The organism is Flavobacterium sp., assembly GCF_965657075.1.
In the GTDB taxonomy this organism is placed as follows: Bacteria; Bacteroidota; Bacteroidia; order Flavobacteriales; family Flavobacteriaceae; genus Flavobacterium.
In genome coordinates this window covers 231208-253749 of the sequence record NZ_CBFHMV010000002.1, presented here as the reverse complement: position 1 = coordinate 253749, position 22542 = coordinate 231208, and the positions used below count along the sequence as shown (strand labels likewise).

General features: G+C 30.2%; 20 protein-coding genes. 4 read left to right on the top strand and 16 right to left on the bottom strand.

All coding sequences use genetic code 11. The annotated features are described in order from the left end of the window. Position 1: 1 nt before the first annotated feature. The 4 genes from ACTF56_RS02665 to ACTF56_RS02650 form a co-directional block, all read right to left on the bottom strand. Complete coding sequence (locus ACTF56_RS02665) at positions 2-490, bottom strand: helix-turn-helix transcriptional regulator (RefSeq protein ID WP_438965365.1); 489 nt, start codon at positions 488-490, stop codon at positions 2-4. 415 nt (positions 491-905) lie between these two features. After that, positions 906-2552 (bottom strand): hypothetical protein, encoded by a 1647-nt coding sequence (locus tag ACTF56_RS02660; protein WP_438965364.1) that lies wholly within the window; start codon positions 2550-2552, stop codon positions 906-908. 4 nt (positions 2553-2556) lie between these two features. Continuing rightward, positions 2557-4095 (bottom strand): reverse transcriptase domain-containing protein, encoded by a 1539-nt coding sequence (locus ACTF56_RS02655; RefSeq protein ID WP_438965363.1) that lies wholly within the window; start codon positions 4093-4095, stop codon positions 2557-2559. A 450-nt stretch (positions 4096-4545) separates the two neighbouring features. Beyond that, entirely contained in the window at positions 4546-7722 is a 3177-nt protein-coding gene (locus tag ACTF56_RS02650) for a type ISP restriction/modification enzyme (protein ID WP_438965362.1), read from the bottom strand. A gap of 685 nt (positions 7723-8407) precedes the next feature. On the opposite strand from ACTF56_RS02650, the gene ACTF56_RS02645 reads away from it, so the two are divergent. Genes ACTF56_RS02645 through ACTF56_RS02635 form a run of 3 tightly spaced genes read left to right on the top strand, consistent with a single transcriptional unit; the run spans position 8408 to position 10178 of the window. After that, entirely contained in the window at positions 8408-9301 is an 894-nt protein-coding gene (locus tag ACTF56_RS02645) for a phospholipase A (RefSeq protein ID WP_438965361.1), read from the top strand. A gap of 40 nt (positions 9302-9341) precedes the next feature. After that, complete coding sequence (locus ACTF56_RS02640; protein ID WP_438965360.1) at positions 9342-9698, top strand: hypothetical protein; 357 nt, start codon at positions 9342-9344, stop codon at positions 9696-9698. Positions 9699-9719: 21 nt separating this feature from the next. Continuing rightward, the gene (locus ACTF56_RS02635; protein WP_438965359.1) at positions 9720-10178 is read left to right on the top strand and encodes an RNA methyltransferase; all 459 of its coding nucleotides are present in this window, start codon (positions 9720-9722) and stop codon (positions 10176-10178) included. Positions 10179-10323: 145 nt separating this feature from the next. On the opposite strand, the gene ACTF56_RS02630 is transcribed toward ACTF56_RS02635, so the two are convergent. Genes ACTF56_RS02630 through trxA form a run of 4 tightly spaced genes read right to left on the bottom strand, consistent with a single transcriptional unit; the run spans position 10324 to position 11944 of the window. After that, positions 10324-10947 carry an SOS response-associated peptidase gene (locus tag ACTF56_RS02630; RefSeq protein WP_438965358.1) on the bottom strand — a complete coding sequence of 208 codons (624 nt, stop codon included), beginning with the start codon at positions 10945-10947 and terminating at the stop codon, positions 10324-10326. Positions 10948-10995: 48 nt separating this feature from the next. Further along, the gene (locus ACTF56_RS02625) at positions 10996-11208 is read right to left on the bottom strand and encodes a YgaP family membrane protein (RefSeq protein ID WP_438965357.1); all 213 of its coding nucleotides are present in this window, start codon (positions 11206-11208) and stop codon (positions 10996-10998) included. A 16-nt stretch (positions 11209-11224) separates the two neighbouring features. After that, on the bottom strand, positions 11225-11611 hold the full coding sequence (locus ACTF56_RS02620) for a rhodanese-like domain-containing protein (RefSeq protein WP_438965356.1): 387 nt from the start codon (positions 11609-11611) through the stop codon (positions 11225-11227). 30 nt (positions 11612-11641) lie between these two features. Continuing rightward, positions 11642-11944 carry a thioredoxin gene (gene trxA, locus ACTF56_RS02615; protein WP_438965355.1) on the bottom strand — a complete coding sequence of 101 codons (303 nt, stop codon included), beginning with the start codon at positions 11942-11944 and terminating at the stop codon, positions 11642-11644. Positions 11945-12077: 133 nt separating this feature from the next. On the opposite strand from trxA, the gene hemN reads away from it, so the two are divergent. Next, positions 12078-13442, top strand: coding sequence for an oxygen-independent coproporphyrinogen III oxidase (hemN, locus tag ACTF56_RS02610; protein ID WP_438965354.1), 1365 nt, complete (start codon positions 12078-12080; stop codon positions 13440-13442). 220 nt (positions 13443-13662) lie between these two features. Here the strand turns inward: hemN and ACTF56_RS02605 are convergent, their stop codons facing one another. The 8 genes from ACTF56_RS02605 to ACTF56_RS02570 all read right to left on the bottom strand — a co-directional run bounded on the left by ACTF56_RS02605 (position 13663) and on the right by ACTF56_RS02570 (position 22467). Next, positions 13663-14364: a sulfite exporter TauE/SafE family protein gene (locus tag ACTF56_RS02605; protein ID WP_438965353.1), complete on the bottom strand. Its 702-nt coding sequence runs from the start codon at positions 14362-14364 to the stop codon at positions 13663-13665. A 190-nt stretch (positions 14365-14554) separates the two neighbouring features. Continuing rightward, positions 14555-15001: a FixH family protein gene (locus tag ACTF56_RS02600; protein WP_438965352.1), complete on the bottom strand. Its 447-nt coding sequence runs from the start codon at positions 14999-15001 to the stop codon at positions 14555-14557. A gap of 11 nt (positions 15002-15012) precedes the next feature. After that, positions 15013-16431, bottom strand: coding sequence for a cytochrome c oxidase accessory protein CcoG (ccoG, locus tag ACTF56_RS02595; protein WP_438965351.1), 1419 nt, complete (start codon positions 16429-16431; stop codon positions 15013-15015). 53 nt (positions 16432-16484) lie between these two features. After that, positions 16485-17426, bottom strand: a complete 942-nt coding sequence (locus tag ACTF56_RS02590; protein WP_438965350.1) for a cbb3-type cytochrome c oxidase N-terminal domain-containing protein — start codon at positions 17424-17426, stop codon at positions 16485-16487. A gap of 11 nt (positions 17427-17437) precedes the next feature. Further along, positions 17438-17611: a CcoQ/FixQ family Cbb3-type cytochrome c oxidase assembly chaperone gene (locus ACTF56_RS02585; RefSeq protein WP_438965349.1), complete on the bottom strand. Its 174-nt coding sequence runs from the start codon at positions 17609-17611 to the stop codon at positions 17438-17440. Positions 17612-17613: 2 nt separating this feature from the next. Continuing rightward, positions 17614-19809, bottom strand: coding sequence for a cytochrome-c oxidase, cbb3-type subunit I (gene ccoN, locus ACTF56_RS02580; protein ID WP_438965348.1), 2196 nt, complete (start codon positions 19807-19809; stop codon positions 17614-17616). Between the two features lie 3 nt (positions 19810-19812). Next, the gene (gene ccoS, locus ACTF56_RS02575) at positions 19813-19998 is read right to left on the bottom strand and encodes a cbb3-type cytochrome oxidase assembly protein CcoS (RefSeq protein ID WP_438965347.1); all 186 of its coding nucleotides are present in this window, start codon (positions 19996-19998) and stop codon (positions 19813-19815) included. A gap of 90 nt (positions 19999-20088) precedes the next feature. Continuing rightward, positions 20089-22467 carry a heavy metal translocating P-type ATPase gene (locus ACTF56_RS02570; RefSeq protein ID WP_438965346.1) on the bottom strand — a complete coding sequence of 793 codons (2379 nt, stop codon included), beginning with the start codon at positions 22465-22467 and terminating at the stop codon, positions 20089-20091. Between the last annotated feature and the right edge of the window lie 75 nt (positions 22468-22542).

Here is a 22542-nt window from a genome sequence, read left to right as displayed (position 1 = left end):
GCTATTTATTTTTATAGATAGTATATGGTTTTCCTGCTGATGTATAAAGTGCTGTGTTTATTTTTTCAGCACCATAAAAATGAATTAGTTCTTGCTTTTCAGTTTCATTTCCACGTTCAAAAATTCTTCTGATAACAGCTTTATAATGCTTATCCCAATCAATCATGGAAATATCGGTATCCCAAAATAATGATTTTCTAATTAAAGCTAAATTAGGAGTGTTATCTTCTCTTTTTTGTTTTTCCTCATTAATATCGAAATATGTTTGAAGTATTGCTAGTGTACCTTCTTCTAAACCAAGTCTTTCTTCAATCTTAAGCGCTAATGCTGTATTCAACTTGCGCTTCCCTTTTGTAATTGCATTAAGTGTTTGTGGATGTTCCCCAATAGATAAGGCAAACGGTCTCTTATGGAGCGCTCTTTTTTTAAATTCTCGCTCCAAAATAAATCCAGGGTGTATGCCTTTGTATTTTTCTAAATAGGTATTCATAGTACAAATGTAAACAAATTTGTTTACATATTGCAAAAATGTTGCCAGAGTTTCTATTCACTAAAAATTATTTTACATCAGATTTTAATTTATTAATTAATTTAATAACCGTCTCAAATGCTGCTAGAATTTGCTTCTCTGAAGGAACGTAAACCAGCTGTGCGAAGTATACAGCTCGCTCTGCGAATGTCTCCAGACTTCTATTGCTGCGAAGTCTGGAGACATTCGCAGAGCCTCACGTTTTTATTGAACACTTCGGACAGCTGGGGATAATAGTCTGTTAATAATTACTTTTAAAATACCAATAAAAGCCATTACCACATAGATAATGCTTTCACAAACTTTAGTTTATCAAAATCCTAACTTAGTTTGTTTTTCTTTCTCTAGTAAAGTCTTTTCAAACCAATCTAAACTTTTACCATTCTTTCCAAGTTCCGCTTCTAATGATTTCTTGATATTTTCCAAAGTTTTCGATTGTTGTTTGATTTTCTGAATAACTATCGAAAAATCTCCGTAATTCAAGTATTCTTTTAATTCTTTCGGACAATTCATCTCCTGCTTGTATGTCTCTACTGTTAATTCTTTCAACGATTTGATCGTATTTCCTTTCAAAATCGCTTCGTATTCCATCTTCAACTTCGGCTTGGAGTTTTCTATAATTATTGATTTTTGATTCCAACTGAATTCTAAGTCTTTCAAAATTTTCGAGTTCTTCTTTTTCAAGTCGTTTAAATTCTGATTCAATTGATTTCTCTTCTCTTGTAAAATTGTTTTTAAAGGTTGTGTTTGATTCAATATCTCTTGTAATTCTAACTTCTTGATTTGTGATACCTTCTTGCTCTGATTCAATATTTCTTCCTTTGTTGACAAGTTCTCGTTTAGTTCTTTCAAATTCTCCTCTAATATCTTCTTCTCTTCTCCTAAACTCTTCTCTAATGTTTTCTTCAGTTCTTCCAATTTGCTGTCTAAACTCAATTTCCCTGTCAATATCTCTTCTCTTTTCAATAATTCCCCATCTCGTTGTAGTATATCTTTCTTCCAAGTTTGTAGAATATTTTTGAAATTTTTGCTTTTCTCTATCAAGTTTTTCTCTTCTTTCTCCAAGTTCTGAATGTATTTCGCTTTCAATGTTGCTTTGTATTTCGTCCAGTCTTGCTCGTTCTCTTGTTGTAGCTTCCTCAATACGCTGTATTTCTCGTTCAAAGAGTTCTTCAACTCTTCTGTACGATTGAGATTCCATGCATCGGTTAATTGCCCGTATAAGATTGCCAATTTGCGCTGCTCTACACTTGTAAGATTCTTCGAAAAGCTTTCTTTGCTCTTCATCAATTGATGGTATTCCCTCTGAATTTCCAGAGGTAATTGAAATATATTCGGTGTTGGATTCGATTTCATTATAAGTCCATTTTATATTTGAAACTTTACTAATAGCTTTTTCTATTTCTTCCTCAGGTTTTTTAGGAACAATTATTTGTACTGTATTAATGCCTAAACGTTGCAGTTTATTTAGTTTATTTATATCAGGTTTATGAGTTACTACAAATTCTAAAAACAATATGGGTTTATCATTTTCATCATAGAAAACCGCATCAGGTCTAATCCAAAGATAACGTTCATCTACTTTTATATTTCTGCCACTATGAATAATACCATCCTCATCTTCACAAAAAGTCACCTCTCTATCAACACGATGAGCTACTATAGTTTTAGCATCTTCTAATAAAAAAGGATAACCTTCAATGTCCTTTGGAGGATATTTATAAACCGCAGGGACTTTGATAGTTTTTGTTCTTAAAAAATAATTGAACGCTAACTTTTCTCGATATTCTTTACTACTGTATACGCACTCAACCTTACTTTTATCTACATCTTTTACATGATGTCTAAAATAAGATTGATGTTTAGGGTTTTTAAACTTTACTGCCTGCATTTCTTTAGTACAGCCCATACAAAAATACCCTTTTGCACCGCTTTCTGCAATGTTAATATGAATCGGGTTTTCTTTTATATCAAATGCCCAATCATTGTCCTGTTCATTATATTTTGAATTAATTATATTCAAATTATTATTTCTTTAATTCTCTATTTAAAATTTTCCAATGTCTTTTAGTTTGCTGCTTAATTTTATTATTAATCATAATGTTAGCAGCTTTAAAAGCATAAGATAAAAAGTTACCCCAATTGTAATATTCTGATTTTAAAAACTTTTTTTCTTTTTCATTCCAAATATATTTTCTTGTTCTTTTTGCACCAATGTAGGAATGTCTTTTAAATAGCCTTCTTTTAAAAATTTCTTTTTTTGTTTTTTTGCTATAATATTTAGCTCTTCTAACTCCACGCTTCATTTTTCTGTAATATCCTGAAAGACTTGCAGATTTTAATAGAACAGTTTGACCATCAAATTCAAACCCTAAATAAATAAAATTTTTATGCCAATTAATTGTTTTACCGTTCTGATATTCTTCGCCACATTGAAGTTTATCAATTTTATATTCAAATCGAAAAATCTGTGTTTTTGATGGTTGTATTTCAAGTTTATATTTTTTGATTTCTGAATATACTAAGTCGATTAATTTTGATTTTTGATTGAGTGGACATACTACTATCATATCATCAGAATATCTTCTATAAATTCCTCCAATATTTGTAACAAAATCATTTATTAATTTATCGAAATGCAATAAATACATATTAGCCAAAACAGAACTTATTGGAGAACCTTGTGGAATACCAAAATTTCTATAAACAACTTTCTTATTGACAATTTTTGTTTTTGATGGTTTTAATAATTTATTTTTAACTTTTAAAAATTCCTTTTCTGTACAAAATGCTATTGCATCTTGGTCTCTTAAAAATTTAATTTTATCAATTTTTTTTCTTTTTCTTTTAAGTTTAACACCCAATTTATTTATTTTTTGGGTGTGGATTTTATCCTTAAACTCTTCAAAAATATCAACAATATCTACATGACTAAACCGAGTTATGTTTTTATAAACATTAAAATGATCATCAGGTAACTTTACAACATTTAAAACATCACACCAAACATCTCTTAACAATTCATGGTGTAGATTATCAAAAAAACTAGTAATATCAAAAGCAATTACAGAAAACTCTTTTTTATCATATTCTATAATATGTTTAAAAACATCATTAGCAAAATCGATATTACATTTATTTGAACTATCTTCTTTATCAGGATTTATTGGAACAGAACGATATGCATTTACAACATCTTTTAAACCAAAATCGGAAAGTTTAGTTTCGTACTTTTCATTTAATTGAAATGCATAATAACTGAATATTAATGAATCTAGATGACTCGCATAAAAGAGTTCTCGTTTTTTTTCATTCGGATTTCTAACTGTTTTTTTACCATTAACTAAGACAAATTCAATTTTACCATTTGTTGCGTTGTATTTTTTTCTGAACTTTTTTACTCTCGCAGTTCTGTGAATAAATGGCAAAAAAGCATGTCTTGCAACTTTTTCTATTGAAGTTACATAAGGTTCAATCCATTTAAGTCTATCACTAGGATTTAAAGGTAAACCAATATGTGGATACCTTTTGAGTTTGAACCAATCTTTTTCTTTTTTGTTAACCATTTTTATTCTTTAAAAAAGTGAGCAGAGAAGACCCAATGCGAAGCTTGCTTTTAGAATCTGTTGCCAAATTCCCGAAGTATGCATGCTTTTTCGACACCTAAATGCCGCTCCGACTCAAACTGGGTAGCTAAATATTAATTGTATATTTGTATCTAAAATCAAATAGTATGACCTTAAATAAACATTCAATCGTAAAGGTTGCCCCAACTGTAATTAAACTGTTGGTTAACATAGTTTCCTTACTAGGAGTTGAAATGAATAACTCACTAATTTGGATTTCTGAAATACTTTACCCTCAATCGTTTACTTTTAACTTGCATTAACTATCAAATTGAGCACCTAATGGCTAATACCTTAAAACGCACACTTCAGCTCTTCAACTGCTCACTAATTTTTATATATTTTATATTCAAATTTATCTATAATAATTATTCTTTAAAATTATACTTCCTACAATTCAATTCTATCAATCTCCCTCATAATCCTATCCGTCTCAGTCAAAGCAACAATAATCTTTTGATAATGAAAAATATCATCAAAGCTTAAGGTTCTGTCTTTTCTATCTTTTAGCCATTTTTGAGCAGGTTGGTAGCCACCAATGTAGAAATTCCAAGCTACTTCTGGAACGTTTTCAAAGTATTGGGTATCGTTGATATATACTTTTCCGTTATCGTATTTTGGTTTTCCTACCACATTATCTCCATCAATAGGATATTTAGTAATGTAGTTTTCGGTTTTATCGCTTTCTAATAAATGTATTTGTCTTAATTGGCTACCTAAATCTACCAAATCAAAAAAGGTTTTTTGGTCTTTTGGATAAGGTACTCTTGGAAAATCGATTTTTAAAAACTCTTTGTATTTTTCTCTATACGTTGGACTATGCAACACAGCATAGATGTAATCTAAAATGTCTATTGGAGAAAACTCCTCTTTGTTATGCTGAACTTGTTTCAGCATCTCATCTGTTACAAACGCTAAGCCCAATTGCTTTGCCATAGTATTTACAATTTCCATATTAAGATTTGGAACTCGTGTTGTACTTTGCTCAAAAGCATCTTGTTGTCCTGTAGTTTCTGGATAAAGGTAAAGAGGGAAGTGATTAGGATTAGCATTCGCAGTTTCAATTACATGTAAATCACTTAAATTTTTTGTTATAAAAAAATGAGAAATATTATCAATTTTAATTTGTCTGTTAGTAATTAAACATAAATTATCCTTATTAACAATATGTTTAAAAACGTCATATCTTGGACTTTCAATAAACCCTTTTGTTTTACCTGTGTAATATGTAAACCTTTCATCAAAAGCTCTGTAAGTAATTGGCTGAATTTTGTTAATATCAATTCCTGCAGAATTTATATCTTTTTGCGCCAAATTGATCTTCCAATCTCTTGAATCTATTGGTAATTCAAATTTATTCTTAGCATCTAATTCTGATAATTCAGCAAATAATTTCACTTTATTAAATAATATTGATTTATCAAAATTTATTGTCAATTTATCTCTAGCGGTTTTAATTCCCATTGAGAAAATATTAAATAATTCGTCAAGCTTAAAACCCATGTCATAGTCCAACTTTCCTTCAAAATTTTTATTCACAAAATAATAATCTGAATTTCGTATTTCTAAACTATCCCATTTTATATTTTTAAATGAATTGGAATTCAAAATATCATACTTAAAATCTCTTTTTCCGTATAAATCATAATGAAAAATTTCACCCATTTCATTTTGTTTCTTTTTATCTGTTTTGACAAAAATATTAATAGAAACACCTTGCATAATATCAAATACATTTTGATCAGCAGAACCATCAGGGCAAACTTCTTTTTTCTTGGCATTTCCATGTAAATCAAGAATATAAATTTTGTCAAAACTTTCTAATAAATGTTTTCGCATTTGCCTATGTATAATTCCATCAATAAAACTATTATTAGAAATATAAGCTAAAACTCCACTTCCATTTTTATCAATAAAATGTTGACCAAAACGTATAAATTTTATATAATCATCAGAAAGTGGTTGTATGTTTCTTTCATTCAAATCTTTTTTATAATCAGCTGTTAAACTTTCAATCCATTCGCTTTTATTAGAACTACTCACACTATAAGGAGGATTTCCCATAACCACCATAACAGGTGCATCTCTTTTTATGGCATTGGCTTGGTCGGCTTCGTCACTCAACCAAGAACTAAAAAGAGTTTGCGTGTCTGGGTGGGCTTCTTCTAAACTGTTGGTTAAGAAAATTCTAAAACGTTGGTCGTCGGTTGGTTTATAACCTGTTTCAGTTAACAACATATCCATTTTTAAATGAGCCATAGCATAACTTGCCATTAGCAATTCAAAACCATTTAAACGAGGTATTAAATCGTTGGTTACATAATTGCTCCAAATTCCTTGTTGCCCTTCAAATTTTTTATAAATATGTCTAACCGTTTCGGCTAAAAAAGTTCCTGTTCCTGTGGCTGGGTCAAGTATTTGTACTTTATGTACTTCAACTTCGGTTTCCACTTCTTTAAGTTTAGCATCTTTACCTTTGGTTTGGGTAACGGCTTTTTGCTTAATTTTTATTTTGCTGGTATCGGCTAAACCTGTTTTTAAATTAAATTCGGTTTTTAAAATATCATCTACAGCACGTACAATAAAGTTAACAACAGGTTGTGGGGTGTACCAAACGCCTCTGGCTTTTCGCAACGCTGGGTTATATTCACCCAAAAAGGTTTCATAAAAATGCACTACTGGGTCTTCTTGTTTGGTGCTTTTACCAAAGTTTTTCATAATGGTTGCCACATCACTAGCCAAGAAAATAGAAACCAATTCTTCTACAATCCAAACCAAACGCGTGTCCAAATCATATCCAGCAATATCTTGAAACAGTTTTCGTAAAAACGGATTACTTTTCGGAATCAATTCAGCAGCTTCTTGTCGTGAAAAAGTAGGCAATGTAGGGTCATGATAACGAGCGGCAAACATTCCGTAAGCAATAGTTTGCGCATAAATATCGGCAAAAGCCTTATTGTCAATATCATGAATCAACATTTGTTGAAACGATAACATTTGACTTTTTAATTGGCTTCTGGTAGCTGTTTCATCATCATAATTCAAAGACTTTTCAATGATGTTTGCCATCAACTTGGCTTTTCCTGCCATCATTTGAGCCAATTTTGTAGGGCTTTTGATAGTCTGAGAAATAGTTTGAGCAAAGTTCTTTATTAGACTTTCAAATTGCTCAAAGTTTTCGGGTAATGCCATTATGATTCCGTTTTCTATTTTTGCTATGGCAATTTTTGTAACGAAATCTCCTTCTTTATAAAAATGAAAATCCAAATAATCCGTAAAAATAAGATTGGATAAACCTGCTTTGTATCGGTCAAATTGTTCTTTTTGCGTTTTACTATTCAAGTCAATACCAATGTCTTTGGCTTCAATATAACCAACAGGAACATCTTTTTTTGTCAATACATAATCAGGAGCACCACAAGCTACTCTTGCAGGTTCATTGGTAACTAAAACATCTGGCAAAATAGCCATGATAAGGTTTTGTAAATCACCTCTATAGGAATGTTCACGAGCATTACCTGTTTTGTAAAGGGTATTTATTTTATCAATGTATTGTTGTATTGTCATTTAGAGGATATTATTAACGTTCAAACCTAACCATTTTTAACGAATTTAACAACCGTTAAAAGACCTATTTTTGTAGCATAGAAGTCAAGAACTACAAAATTAAGCAAGCTTTTTTAATTTATATTACGGTTTTCCTTGTTTGGACAAATAAAAGAATTACTTTATACCTTATCCCATCGAAGTGTAGTTTTTTACTATTCGTATTTCGTTCGTGTTTCCTTCGTATTTCGTTCGTATTTCGTTCGTAGTTGTGGTACCCTTACTTGGTAACTAATTCCTATGCATTTGCCAAAAACGGGTGCTTTTGCAAACCAATTACGAACCAATTACGAACGAAATACAAAGCATTTCAAAACAAGTCATCTTAATCTTAATGTATAGCAACAGTATAGCAAAGGAATAGTAACGGTATAGCAAAGCCTAGGTTGTGGTACCAAGATCCCGCACGAATCCCTTAATGTGGTTCAAATTAATTTTGCAAATGGAAACACAATTATTTACTATTACATGGTTATCGGATAAAAAGTAAACAAACGCAGCAGATTTTATAAACCGCTGCAACTATTACTCCCTAATATTTTACAACTCTACTTTTAAGAATCATAATTACCTCACAAATATGTAGTTATATTTTTTTATTAACTAATAGAAAAAAAATAGTACTTTTATTAAAAAATAGTTGATAATGATAACTAATTATAAAACTTATTTTTTAGTACTTCTTTTTTTAGGAAGCATTCAAAATATTATTGCACAAGATATTTTTGATAATCTAATAATAAAAAAAACGCTGTCTCAAAATTGGGAATTAGATAGCATAGACAAAAAAGGAACTTTTAAATTAGTTTCTTATAAACCAATTTATGTCACCGCAGGAAGATGGACAAGTAGTCCAAATTCTAAACCTTACAGCGAAAATCCTGACTATTCTGCAACAGAAATTGATGATTACAACAGCTTTGAAGCTAAATTTCAAATAAGTTTTAAGACAAAAATAGTACAATCTGCTTTTTTTGGTTTAGGTGATATTTGGGTTGGCTATACTCAAAAAGCACATTGGCAAGTCTACAATAAAAAATTTTCAAGAGCTTTTAGAGAACTTAATTATGAACCTGAAATTATTTTTAATTTTCCATTAAAAACTAAATTATTCACAGGAAATATTAGAAATGTAGGATTTGCATTGAATCACCAATCCAATGGAAAAGATTTACCTAATTCGAGAAGTTGGAACAGAATTATATTTAATATGGGTTATGAAAGTGATGATTGGATTGTTAATTTTAAACCGTGGATTAGGTTAAAAGACGAAGATGATGAAAATCCTGAAATCACAAAATACATTGGTAATTGTGAAGTTTATGTGGGTTATCATTACTTGAAACATGAATTTTATGCTATTGGAACTCATCCGTTAACGTCTTTAAAATATGGTGGAATTCAATTAAATTATGTCTTTCCAATTAAAGGACATATTCGTGGACAAGCACAATTTTTTCATGGTTATGGTGAAACTCTTTTGGATTATAATCACAAACAAACAACCTTAGGAATTGGATTTTCTTTTGCCAATTGGTAACAAAAATAGTACGATCAAATTATAAATAATTTAAATGAAAATGAAAAATATATTCATAACCTTACTTTTTATATCAACAACAAATTTTTTGTTTTCACAAACTGTTTCAGTGGATAGTTTGGCCTATTATGAAGGTCAAAAAGTAACCGTTTGCGCTAAAGTTGAAGGGGTATTTATTTCTCAAAAAGCTAAGAAAACTATTTTTATTAATTTTGGAAAACCCTTCCCTAATCAAAAATTTGTTGTGGTGATTTTTGAAAAAGATTTAGCTAATTTCAGTTACGATCCAGGTGTATTTTTGAAAGAAAAATCACTTTGCATTACGGGAATTATAAAGATGTTTAATGGTAAACCCGAAATTATTGCTACAAAAGAAGAACAAATTGCTATTCAGTAATATTGTTTCTATTTTTGCACTATGAATGATAATTTTACAAACGAATTTTTTGGAATAGGAATTCAAAATGGAAAAACTCCCGAAAATTTAGGCGTTTTGTGGCGTTCTGCTCAAAATTTAGGAGCAAGTTATATATTTACCATCGGAAATCGTTATGCCAAACAAGCTTCTGATACGCATAATGCTGTAAAATCCATGCCCTATTTTCATTATGATGATTTTGATGATTTTTTCAAAAATCTACCTAAAGGAGCAAGATTAGTAGGTGTTGAATTAGACGAAAAGGCAGAAGATTTAGAGACATTTCATCATCCAAGAAGGTGCGTTTACTTACTGGGTGCAGAAGATAATGGCTTATCCAAACAAGCTATTGAAAAATGCCATTTTTTAGTGAAGTTTAAATCAGAAAAAAGTTTGAATGTCTCGGTGGCAGGAAGTATTGTGCTTTATGATAGAGGAATTGATAAACCAAGATCGTAGTAGTTTTTACAGAGATTATTATATGTTTTGTTTTTTTTAGCCACAGATTTCACAGATTATCACGGATTTTTTTTTGATTAATTATAACTGTCTTTTACCTACAACCTATTACATACGAATGAAAAATGTGACTGAAAACTAAAAACTAATCAACTGGAAAACCAATCAAATTGGCTTCATAAGGAAATGCAAAATCATTGATATTACTTTTTGGGTTCAACCAATCTAATTCATCTTTTTGATTAAGAATTATAGGCATTCTTTTTTTATGATTGTGTATAAATTGCATGGTTTTATTGGTTTTAGTAGTAAGCATAGCATAGGTTTTTATAATTTCACCCGTTGCTGGATTAGTCCAATGATTATATATTCCGGCAAAGGTAAAAATTTCAGTATTTGAATTGATTTGATATTTCTGTTTGGCTTTTCCTTTTTCATCCAACCAATGCCATTCATAAAAAGCAGTTGCAATAATTAAACAACGATTATCTAAATAATTTTTAAAAGATGGTTTTTCGGTTATGGTTTCAATCTTTGCATTAAGTGTATTTTTTCTAAATTCTATTTCCTTTGTCCAACTAGGTAATAATCCCCAATGATAATCCGTTTCTATATGATTTGGATTCTTATCTAAAATTACAGGTATGTTTGGATGCGAAAATCCATTAATATAATCACTTTGGAGAAATAATTCAGGTTTATTTACTTCTGCATTAAAACGTTTTTTGACTATTGGTATTGGGTCTTTTTGTTGGGAATAAAAACACATAATATTTGGAATAAAAAAACCGAAACTTTCATTCCGGTTTTAATTAATTTATTTTTTATTTTTTACTTTACAGGTGTTTATTCCAAATAAAGTGTAAGCAGGACAAAATTGTACAGATGAAGTTATAACCATAGAAAGCCCTACAATTAAAGCAACCCACATCCAAACACCTTCAACAACATTTCCCATGACCAATAGTAATGCAATTATTCCAATTATAATTCGGAGAAATCGATCTCCATTACCTACATTTTTTTTCATAATTATGGTTTATTAGTTAGTTTTCAATTGGTTTTTTAGCTTCATTCCAGCCTATCATTCCACCATCTAAATCATACACTTGCTTAAAACCTTTATCTTTTAAAATTCCAGCAGCTTTTGCACTTCTTCCTCCTGCTTTACAATAAACCATTACGGGTTTTTCTTTATCTAAATTTTCAATTTTAGATTCAAAATCGTCAGAAGTTACATCCATATTTACAGCATTTGCAATATGTCCCTCAGAAAATTCTCTAGGAGTTCTAACATCTACGATTTGGCTTGTGGTCTCTTCCATTTGTTTTTCAAATCCGTTAGAATCAACTAAATTGACACCTTTTTGCTCTTTAGCGCATGAAAAAGTAAGTAAAATTACAAGTCCTAAACTCAAATATATTTTTCTCATTGTTTTTTTTATAAAATTAAGAAAAAAAAATTAATTCTTATGTTGATTAATAATTTCTATTAATTGATTTTTACTTAAAACCCCAGATTGTCTCCATAACATTTTTCCTTTTTTAAAAAGCATTAACGTTGGAACACCTCTAACCATAAACTCTGAAGCCAAATCTTGATGTTGATCCACGTTGATTTTAATAATTTTCACATCGTCTTTTACAACGGTTTTAGTTTCTTGTAAAATGGGTGACATCATTTTACATGGACCACACCAATCTGCATAAAAATCTACCAATACTAATTGTTTTTGATTGATTATCTCATTAAATTTTGCATTCATTTTCTTTACATTTAATAACAAAATTACGAAGTTAAAGAAGTAAATTGTGTAATATATGTTACAAATATCAAACATGATAATTATCATTTTATAATTGTTCAGTATCCCATAAATTTGAACAAATTATGATGGTATGCAGCAAACACTCGTGCAAAAATATAATGTTCCTGGTCCAAGATATACCAGTTATCCTACTGTTCCTTATTGGGAAGAAGATTTGTTTTCAACTGAGCAATGGAAATCTTCTTTTGTAAAATCGTTTAATGAATCAAATCGTTCGGAAGGCATTAGTCTTTATATTCATTTGCCCTTTTGTGAAAGTTTATGTACGTTTTGTGGTTGCAACAAACGAATTACTAAACGTCACGAAGTAGAACATCCGTACATTGATGCTGTTTTAAAAGAATGGAAATTGTATTGTGATTTATTTTCAGAAAAACCCATTATTAAAGAAATTCATTTAGGTGGTGGAACTCCAACATTCTTTTCTCCAAAAAATTTAGAGCATTTAATTAACGGCATTTTTGAAAGAGCAGAAAAAGCCCCTCAACACGAATTTAGTTTTGAAGGACATCCAAACAATACAACAAGATTACATCTACAAACTTTATATGACTTAGGATTTAGAAGAGTGAGTTTTGGAGTTCAAGATTATTCCGAAAAAGTGCAAGAAGCCATTCATAGAATTCAACCGTTTCACAATGTAGCAAAAGTTACGTTTTGGGCCAAAGAAATTGGCTATACTTCTGTGGGACATGATTTGATTTTTGGATTACCTTTTCAGACTTTAGATGATGTTTTGGATACCATTGACAAAACAAAATCATTACAACCTGATAGATTAGCTTTTTATAGTTATGCACATGTGCCTTGGATTAAAGGAAACGGTCAACGTGGTTTTAAAGATGAAGATTTACCAAAAAGTGATGAAAAACGCGAATTGTACGAAAAAGGTAAAATTCAATTAGCCAAAAACAATTATATCGAAATTGGAATGGACCATTTTGCCTTGAAAGAAGATAGCATGACTAAATCTTTTGAAGAAGGAAAGTTACATCGCAATTTTATGGGATATACCTCATCAAAAACGCAGTTGATGATTGGTTTAGGAGTTTCTTCTATTAGTGATAGTTGGTATGCTTTTGCTCAAAATGAAAAGACATTAGAAGATTATTATGCTCGTTTAGATAAAAATGAATTACCTGTTTTTAGAGGTCATTTATTAACGAATGAAGATTTAATTATAAGAAAACATATCTTGAATTTAATGTGTCAGTTTACTACTTCATGGGAAAATGACTTAATGAAATTTGATGTAATAAAAGATGTTTTGCAAAGTCTTCAAGAAATGAAAGAAGATGGTTTGTTGACTATTGAAGAAAATTCTATTAAAGTGACTGAAAAAGGAAAACCATTTGTTAGAAATATTTGTATGGCTTTTGATTTGAGATTGATTCGAAAAGCTCCACAGACACAATTATTTTCAATGACGATATAGATATTCGGATATTGGATTTTCGGATTTTCGGATTTAGGAACACTGATTTACTTCGTCAGTTCGCACTTCCAGGCTCGGGTAAGAAATTTGAGAAAAATAAAAAATTACTTGACTTATATGTTTCTAAATTTTAACGCAAAGAGGCAAAGTTTTTCGCAAAGTTCGCAATCTGAAATCTGAAAATCTGAAAATCTGAAATCTGAAAATCTGAAAATCCATCTTAATGGCAATTCGCTTCAGCTTGAACAAACAAACTCATATTACTTGGAGAAAGGTATGGAATATCTAATCCTAAACCTCTTACAATAAATAACATTCCAATGCCAATTGTCAAGATTGGAATTGCTTTTTGAATGGTATTTCTAGTTTTTGGAGTTATGAAATTGGCTATATAAACTACAGCACTCATCATTGGAATTGTTCCTATACCAAATAAAAACATATAAAATGCTCCTAGTGGTATACTTTGCATCGCAATAGCTCCAAATAAAGCAACGTAAACCATTCCGCAAGGTAAATAACCATTTAATAATCCAATGGTGAAAAGTGATTTATAGCTTTTATTTTTGAATTGTTTTCCTAAACTCGATTTTACATTTGAAATGACTTTATAAACGGGTTTAGAAAAATTGTATTTAGCAAATACTTTTTCAGGAACAATAGCAACTGTAATCATTAATAAACCAACAATAATTGAAAGTTGTTGTTGAAAACCGGCAATAAATAATCCTTTTCCTAAAAGTCCAAATAATAAACCCAAACTAGAATAAGCGGTTAATCTTCCAAATTGGTAAGTTAAGATTTGCGTAGTTTTTTTAGCTGGATTATTTCTATCTACAGGCAGCATCATAGCAATTGGACCACACATTCCTATGCAGTGAAAACTACTGATTAAACCTAATATGATAGCTGAATAAATCAAAAATGTTTGTTGTTAATAGTTAATTGTTTGTAGTTGTTATTGAAATTAAAAAAGTGCGTTTTAGGTAAAAGGTTTAAAAAAAATACTAATAACCAATAAACTAATTAAGAATCGCCAATTACCTAAAAGCACACCTTTTTTTAAAATTTCAATATTTTAAATTCCAAATTCCAACCTGAAATTCAGAAAATTAATAATACATTGTTTCTTTATTTAAATACTTTGAATTTTCATACGTCCAATCTACAGAAATGTCCCAAAGACCGCCAACCAAGTTACTATTAGGTATGAGCAAATTTGAAGAAGATAATGAAATCGGAATTTCAAAATCTAGCTTTTGGCTTGACGGTCTATATAAGGACACTTTTCCTTTTATGTTTTTATAATCAAAATCTGTTGGAAATTTTACCACAATTCCTTCAGTAGTTTTTTGAAAAACAAGTTTGTTTTCTAATTGATTAGCACTTTGTTGTTTTTCAATATTTCCTTGTACCAATAATTCTTTTTGGTAATAATCTTCTGTCACCAATTCATTATCATAAGTTGAATCCGATTGCACTTTAAATACAAAATACAATATGAATGTCATGAATAGTCCAAAAGCAATCACGATTCCTGTTCCCCAATTTATTTTCATAACTTCTTATTTTAATTGAAACTTCTTGGTCCTAAAAAGGTTGTTGTAGCTGTTTCAATGAGTTTATCGTCATTGTAAATTCCGATTTTTATTTTCATTTTATCTTGAATAATCAAAGCTTTATTAATTTCAATAAATAAAGTTCCTTGATACAAGCCTTCTTTTTTTACTTTAATATTTGGATTACCTACCAATTTAATTGTACCATCTGTTTTTTCTAATTTTATGGTAACATTATCGAAATCTTTGACTGTTTTGTTGATGATTTTATAGGTAAAAATATTACTGATGTTGTTTCCTTTTACTTCGTATAATTGACCAGGTAATCTTAAAACTACAGCTTCGACATCATTTCTCAAGAATAACAATCCGACTAACATTCCAATTAAAATGGTTAAAACAGCAATATAACCTTTCATTCTTAAGGTTAATTTGAACTTTTCTTTCTTAACAATTTCATCTTCACTGGCATAACGAATTAGCCCTTTTGGTAAACCAACTTTATCCATTATGGTGTCACATTCATCAATACAAGCAGTGCAATTGATGCATTCTAATTGCGTTCCATTTCTAATATCAATTCCAGTTGGACAAACTACCACACATTGATTACAATCGATACAATCTCCTTTTCCTGTTTCTGCTCTGTTTTCACGCTTATCCCATTTAGCTCTTCCTGTTTCTCCTTCACCTCTTTTGTGATCATAGGCAACATTGATAGATTTGTTATCCAATAAAACTCCTTGCATTCTTCCATAAGGACAAGCTATAATACAAACTTGTTCTCTAAACCATGCAAAAACAAAATAGAAAACACCCGTGAAAATTAATAAAGCAATTAAGGTACTTTTATTTTCTAAAGGACCTTCATGAATGTATTCTAGTAGTTTATCACTTCCAATTAAATAAGCTAAAAAGACATTGGCAATTAGAAATGAAATAATAAAAAAGATAATCCATTTGGTAACACGTTTTCTTATTTTTTCGGCATTCCATTCTTGTTTTGCTAATCTTATTTGAGCACCTCTATCGCCATCAATCCAGTATTCAATTCGTCTGAAAACCATTTCTAAAAAAATAGTTTGTGGACAAAACCAACCGCAAAATATTCGACCAAAAGCAACTGTAAATAATGTCAATCCAACTACACCAATTATCATTGAAATGACAAACAAGTAAAAATCTTGTGGCCAAAAAGGGAATCCAAATATGGAGAATTTGCGTTCTAATACATTGAATAATAAAAATTGATTGCCGTTTATTTTTATAAATGGTGCAGATAAAAGAAATATTAGTAAAAAATAGCTTAGTATTTTTCTTTTATCATAAAATCTTCCTGAAGGTTTTTTGGGATAAATAAAATTTCTCTTTCCTTCAGTATTGATGGTAGAAATAGTATCTCTAAAACTTTCGTCTGGTAATTTTGACATGGTTTAAATTTCTAAAAAAGGTCTTAAATATTCACTCAAAACCTTTTTGTTATTTATTTAATATCTACTTCTTTAGTAGTAATGGAATCTTTAGTTTGAGTTACTTGTTCTGTAGTTGTTGCTTCCCAAATTTCTCCTTCAGGATCTTTTGCGTTTGCAGGATTTGTTCCTTGCAAAGAAAGAATATAACTGGCCACTTTCTGAATTTCAGTAGGTTTTATTACAGCTTTCCAAGGTGCCATTACAGGATTATTAGAACTTCCTTCAGAAATTATGGTGAAAAGATTTTTAACATCACCACCATTTATCCAGTTTTTATCTGTTAGATTTGGACCGATTCCACCTTCAAGATTTGCACCGTGACAGGAAATACAATTATTCGCAGCGAAGATATTTTTACCTTCTGCAATGTTTCCTGCATCGGTTAGTAGCACAACATTATCAACATTAACTGGATCTGGTTTAATTAAATTATAGGCTGAAATATCCTTATCTGCTTGAGCAACTTCTGCTAAGTATTCTTCTTCTTGAGTATAATCTCCTACTACGTGGAATCTAATTAAATATACAAAAGCAAAGACTATACATCCATAGAATAAATAGACCCACCAAGGAGGCAATACATTATCTAATTCTTTAATACCATCATAATCATGGTCTAGCATTACATCTGCTTCTTGTTCAATTGTCTTAGAACGCGTTAACTTTTTGAGTATACCTTTATAAAATTTACTTTCTGTAAATGGTAGAGCTTGAGCCTCTTTTAATTGTTTTTTTTGTTCTTCGGTTAATAAATGATAAGTTACATTATCAACTGCATTTACTACAATTTCAATTGCAACTAATAAGAATAAAAAAACACCTAAAAATAAAGATACCATTGGGTACTTTAAAAAAGCGGGTTTATCACCTGAGTCTATAAAATATTCCATAGCTGCAAATACAATTGCAAACAATACAGGAACTCTTACATATGAAGGAATTATTTTTCTCATTTTAAATATTTTTAATTATTGTCTTTTAGGGGTAATTCACTCAATTCTTTGATTTTATCTTTTTTATAGGTAAAAACCCAAAAGAATAATCCAACAAAGAAGGTAAAAAATATCAGTAAGGAAATGATTGGATAAATCTCAACACCCGATATAGTTTCTAAATTATGTTTTATGAATTTTAGCATTGTTATTCGGTTTTATCAAGTTTAGTAATATCTGTACCTAATCGTTGTAAGTAAGCAATTAATGCTACAATTTCTCTCTCTTTAACTGGAACAAATTCATTTCCATTTGCTGTTTTTTGATCTTCAAATGATTTTTTAATGTTATTGTTTTTCATTAAATTATCACTAATTTTTGAAGCTTGCACATCTAACGTTTTTAATGCATTGTCAATTTCTTCTTGCGTGTAAGGAACTCCTAAAGTCACCATAGCTTCCATTTTATCTTGGGTTTTAGAGGTATCTAATTTGCTTCTAATTATCCATTTATAACCTGGCATAATTGAACCTGAAGAAGTACTTTGTGGATCCCATAAGTGATTAAAGTGCCAGTCATCGGAACGACCACCATTATTTGGTTTTCCAGTAACACCTTCTCTCGCTAAATCAGGTCCAGTTCGTTTTGAACCCCATAAAAATGGATGATCATAAACAAATTCTCCTGCTTTTGAATATTCACCATAACGAACTACTTCAGAACGGAAAGGTCTAATCATTTGTGAGTGACAGTTGTTACAACCTTCTCTTATGTATAAATCTCTACCTTCTAATTCTAAAGGTGTGTAAGGTTTTACACTTGAAATAGTTGGTATATTTGATTTCACCATGATGGTTGGTACAATTTGAATGATACCTCCAATTAAAATTGCAACAGTAGCCAATAAGGTCATTTTAATAGGTCTTCTTTCTAACCAAGGATGGAATTTTTCACCTTTTAATCTTCCTGACGTGATTTTAACCAATGCTGGTGCTTCAGCTAATTCATCTTCAACTGCAGAACCAGCCATAACTGTTCTTACAATATTATAGACTAAAACCAATAAACCAACAAAGAATAAGGTACCACCAATTGCTCTCATGGCATACATTGGCATAATTTCAGTTACTGTTTCAAGGAAGTTTCCGTATTGTAAATTTCCGTCTGGTTTAAATTGTTTCCACATAGAGGCTTGCATAAAACCAGCCACATACATTGGTAAAGCATATAAAATAATACCTAAAGTACCAATCCAGAAATGGAAGTTTGCTAATGCTGTAGAATATAATTTTGTTTTAGTCATTCGAGGAATTAACCAATAAATCATACCAAATGTCATGAAACCATTCCATGCTAATGCACCAACGTGAACGTGAGCTACAATCCAATCTGTAAAGTGAGCTATAGCATTTACATTTTTAAGAGAAAGCATTGGTCCTTCAAATGTTGCCATACCATAACCAGTAATACCTACAACAAAGAATTTCAAAACTGGCTCAGTTCGTACTTTATCCCAAACACCTCTCAATGTTAATAGTCCATTAATCATTCCACCCCAAGATGGAGCAATTAACATAATTGAAAATACAACTCCTAAATTTTGAGCCCAATCTGGCAAAGCTGTGTATAATAAATGGTGTGGTCCAGCCCAAATATAAATGAAGATTAAAGACCAAAAGTGAATAATAGATAATCTATAAGAATAAACAGGTCTATTGGCTGCTTTAGGCACAAAATAGTACATCAATCCTAAGAAAGGTGTAGTAAGGAAAAACGCTACTGCATTATGACCATACCACCATTGCACTAAAGCATCTTGAACTCCAGCATAAACCGAATAACTTTTAAAAGCTGAAACGGGTAATTCTAAACTATTAAAAATATGTAAAACTGCAACGGTAACGAATGTAGCAATGTAAAACCAAATAGCCACATACAAATGACGCTCTCTTCTTCTCAAGATTGTCATTATCATATTGATTCCAAAAACTACCCAAATTAAAGCGATGGCTATATCAATTGGCCATTCTAATTCGGCATATTCTTTAGAAGTTGTATAGCCTAATGGTAATGTTATAGCTGCTGCAACAATTATCAACTGCCAACCCCAAAAGTTAATGTTACTTAATAAATCGCTATACATTCTAGTTTTTAACAAACGTTGCAACGAATAATAAATTCCTGCGAAAATAGCATTACCTACAAAGGCAAAAATAACTGCATTTGTATGTAAAGGTCTCAATCTACCAAAACTTAACCATGAAATTCCATCGGTCATATTGGGAAAAAGAAACATAAAAGCCACTGTTAGTCCAACTAACATACCTACAACACCAAACAAGATGCTTGCATAAAGAAACTTCTTTACAATTTTGTTGTCGTAATAAAATTGTTGCATTTCCATAATTTAAATTGATTTTTGTTTTTCTGTTTTAATTGTTTTATTGGGTTTCAATTCATCGTCAAAAAGCATTCTGACTGATGGTGTATAGTCGTCGTCGTACTGTCCACTTTTGACTGCTTTTATAAAAGCAATTAAGAAGACAACCGCTACTACTATACTTACTGTAATTAATATATAAATGACACTCATACCTTAAATTTGTGTAAACAAAGTTACCTTGACTTATTTGCTTAAAATATGATATTTGTCATACTTTAAAAATTTGTTAGAATTTTTAATTTAATACCTTCTCTTTGCATAAAAATTACTCATAACAGTAACAAAACTAACTACGGTTATGGAACTTAAAGGCATTATAATTGCAGCAACTAAAGGAGATAAATTACCCGAAATAGCAATTGATAATCCAACAATATTATAGAGTAAAGACAAGCCAAAACTCATGTAAATAGTTCGCATAGCGTTTTTGGAATAATTCAAGAAATAACCGATTTTTGAGAATTGTGTAGCATCAATAATTCCATCGCAAGCTGGAGAAAAAACATTAACGTTTTCAGAGATAGAAATTCCGACGTTACTTTGAGCTAATGCTCCAGCATCATTTAATCCATCGCCAATCATCATTACATTTTTGCCTTGCTTTTGAAGTTGCTCTATGTATTCAAGTTTTTGTTCTGGTTTTTGATTGAAAATTAATTCTGTTCCTTTTGGCAATAAGGAAAGTAAGTTATCTTTTTCTCCTTCATTATCTCCTGAAAGAATTTTTAATTCATATTTTTTACTTAATCTTTCAAACAACTCCTCTACTCCTTTTCTATATTGATTGTCGAATACAAAATAACCTTTGTAAGAATCATTTATTTGTAGGTATACTTTTGTCTGCTTAGAATCATCTTCATTTGATATTCCAAGCAAAGAACCAGAACCAATTACTACTTTTAAATTATTGGCTTTAGCTACAATTCCTTTTCCTGTGATTTCTTCAAATTCTTGAATTTCAATTTTAGTGGAATTGGGTAAAAAATCATAAATTTTTCTACTTAAAGGATGATTTGAACCACGAATTACATTTTTTAGTAATGCTAATTCATCGATTGATAATTCATTGCCTTCAAATTCTATAGATGATTTTTTGTTAGATGTTATAGTTCCTGTTTTATCAAAAACTATGGTATCCACTTTGGCTAATTGTTCAATTACAGTTGCGTTTTTGAGATACAATTTTTGTTTTCCCATAATTCGCAATACGTTTCCTAATGTAAATGGAGCTGTTAATGCCAAAGCACATGGACAAGCCACAATTAAAACTGCTGTCAAAACATTAAAGGCAGTGGAAACATCAATAAATAACCAAAAAACAAAGACTAAAATTGCTAATAGTAATAAAATAGGAGTAAAATATTGACTTACTTTGTCAGTAATCGTTTTGTGTTTTTGATCGATTTTCTTTTGAAATATATCGTTGCTCCATAATTGGGTTAAATAACTTTGAGAAACCGAAAATAAAACTTCCATTTCAATGACACTTCCTATCATTCTTCCTCCAGCAAAAAGTTTATCACCTGATTTTTTTTCAATTGGAATAGCTTCACCGGTCACAAAACTGTAATCAATAGATGAGTTTTCAGAAATAAGAATACCATCTACTGGAATTAATTCTTGATTTCTGATTAATAATCTATCACCTTTTTCAATATCATAAACTTGAACAGGAATTTCAGTTCCATCTGAATTTAATTTAGTAATTGCTATTGGAAAATAGGATTTATAATCGCGTTCAAAAGAAAGAAAACTGTATGTTTTTTGTTGAAATAATTTTCCTAACAACATAAAGAATATCAAACCTGTAAGACTGTCGAAAAATCCTTGTCCGTAATCAAAGACTATATCAACTGTACTTCTAATAAACATGACTAAAATTCCTAAAGCTATTGGAATATCAATGTTTAATATTTTTGATCGTATACTTTTATAAGCTGAAACATAATAATCAGAAGCTGAATATATAAAAGATGGCAGAGCTAATGCAAAAATCAACCATCTAAAAAATTCTCTATATTGATTAATCCAAAATTCATTTACTTCAAAATATTCTGGAAATGATAAAAGCATAATATTTCCAAAACAGAAAAAAGCAACACCCACTTTATAGATTAAGCTTCGGTCAATTTCATTCTTTCCTGTTTCGTAATTATCTAAACTAATGTATGGCTCATACCCAATGGAACTCAATAAATAAACAATATCTTTTAAAGAAGTTTTTGTTGAATTGAATGTAATTCTGACTTTTTTTTCTGGAAAGTTTACTTGAGAAGTACTTATTCCGTCTTGCAGTTTCTGTAAATTTTCCAAAATCCAAATACACGAACTACAGTGTATGTGAGGAATATAAAGTGAAACAATAGCCGTTGTATCTTCTTGAAATTCGAGAAGTTTTGCAATAATTTTTTCATCATCTAAAAAATCATATTTTCCTTTAATGTCTTGTGGTGTTGCACCAGGTGCATATTCAAAATCATAATAACAAGATAAATCATTCTGACTAAAAATTTCGTAAACCGTTTTACAACCGTTACAACAAAAACTTTTTTCGTCAAAAATGACTTCCTCTTTTTTTACAATTTCATTACCACAATGGAAACAGTTGTTTGTGTCCATAAATTTGCTCTTTTACCTGCAACAAAGGTTACAAAAGCATTTAAAAAAAAATATGATATTTGTCATACTTTGAGT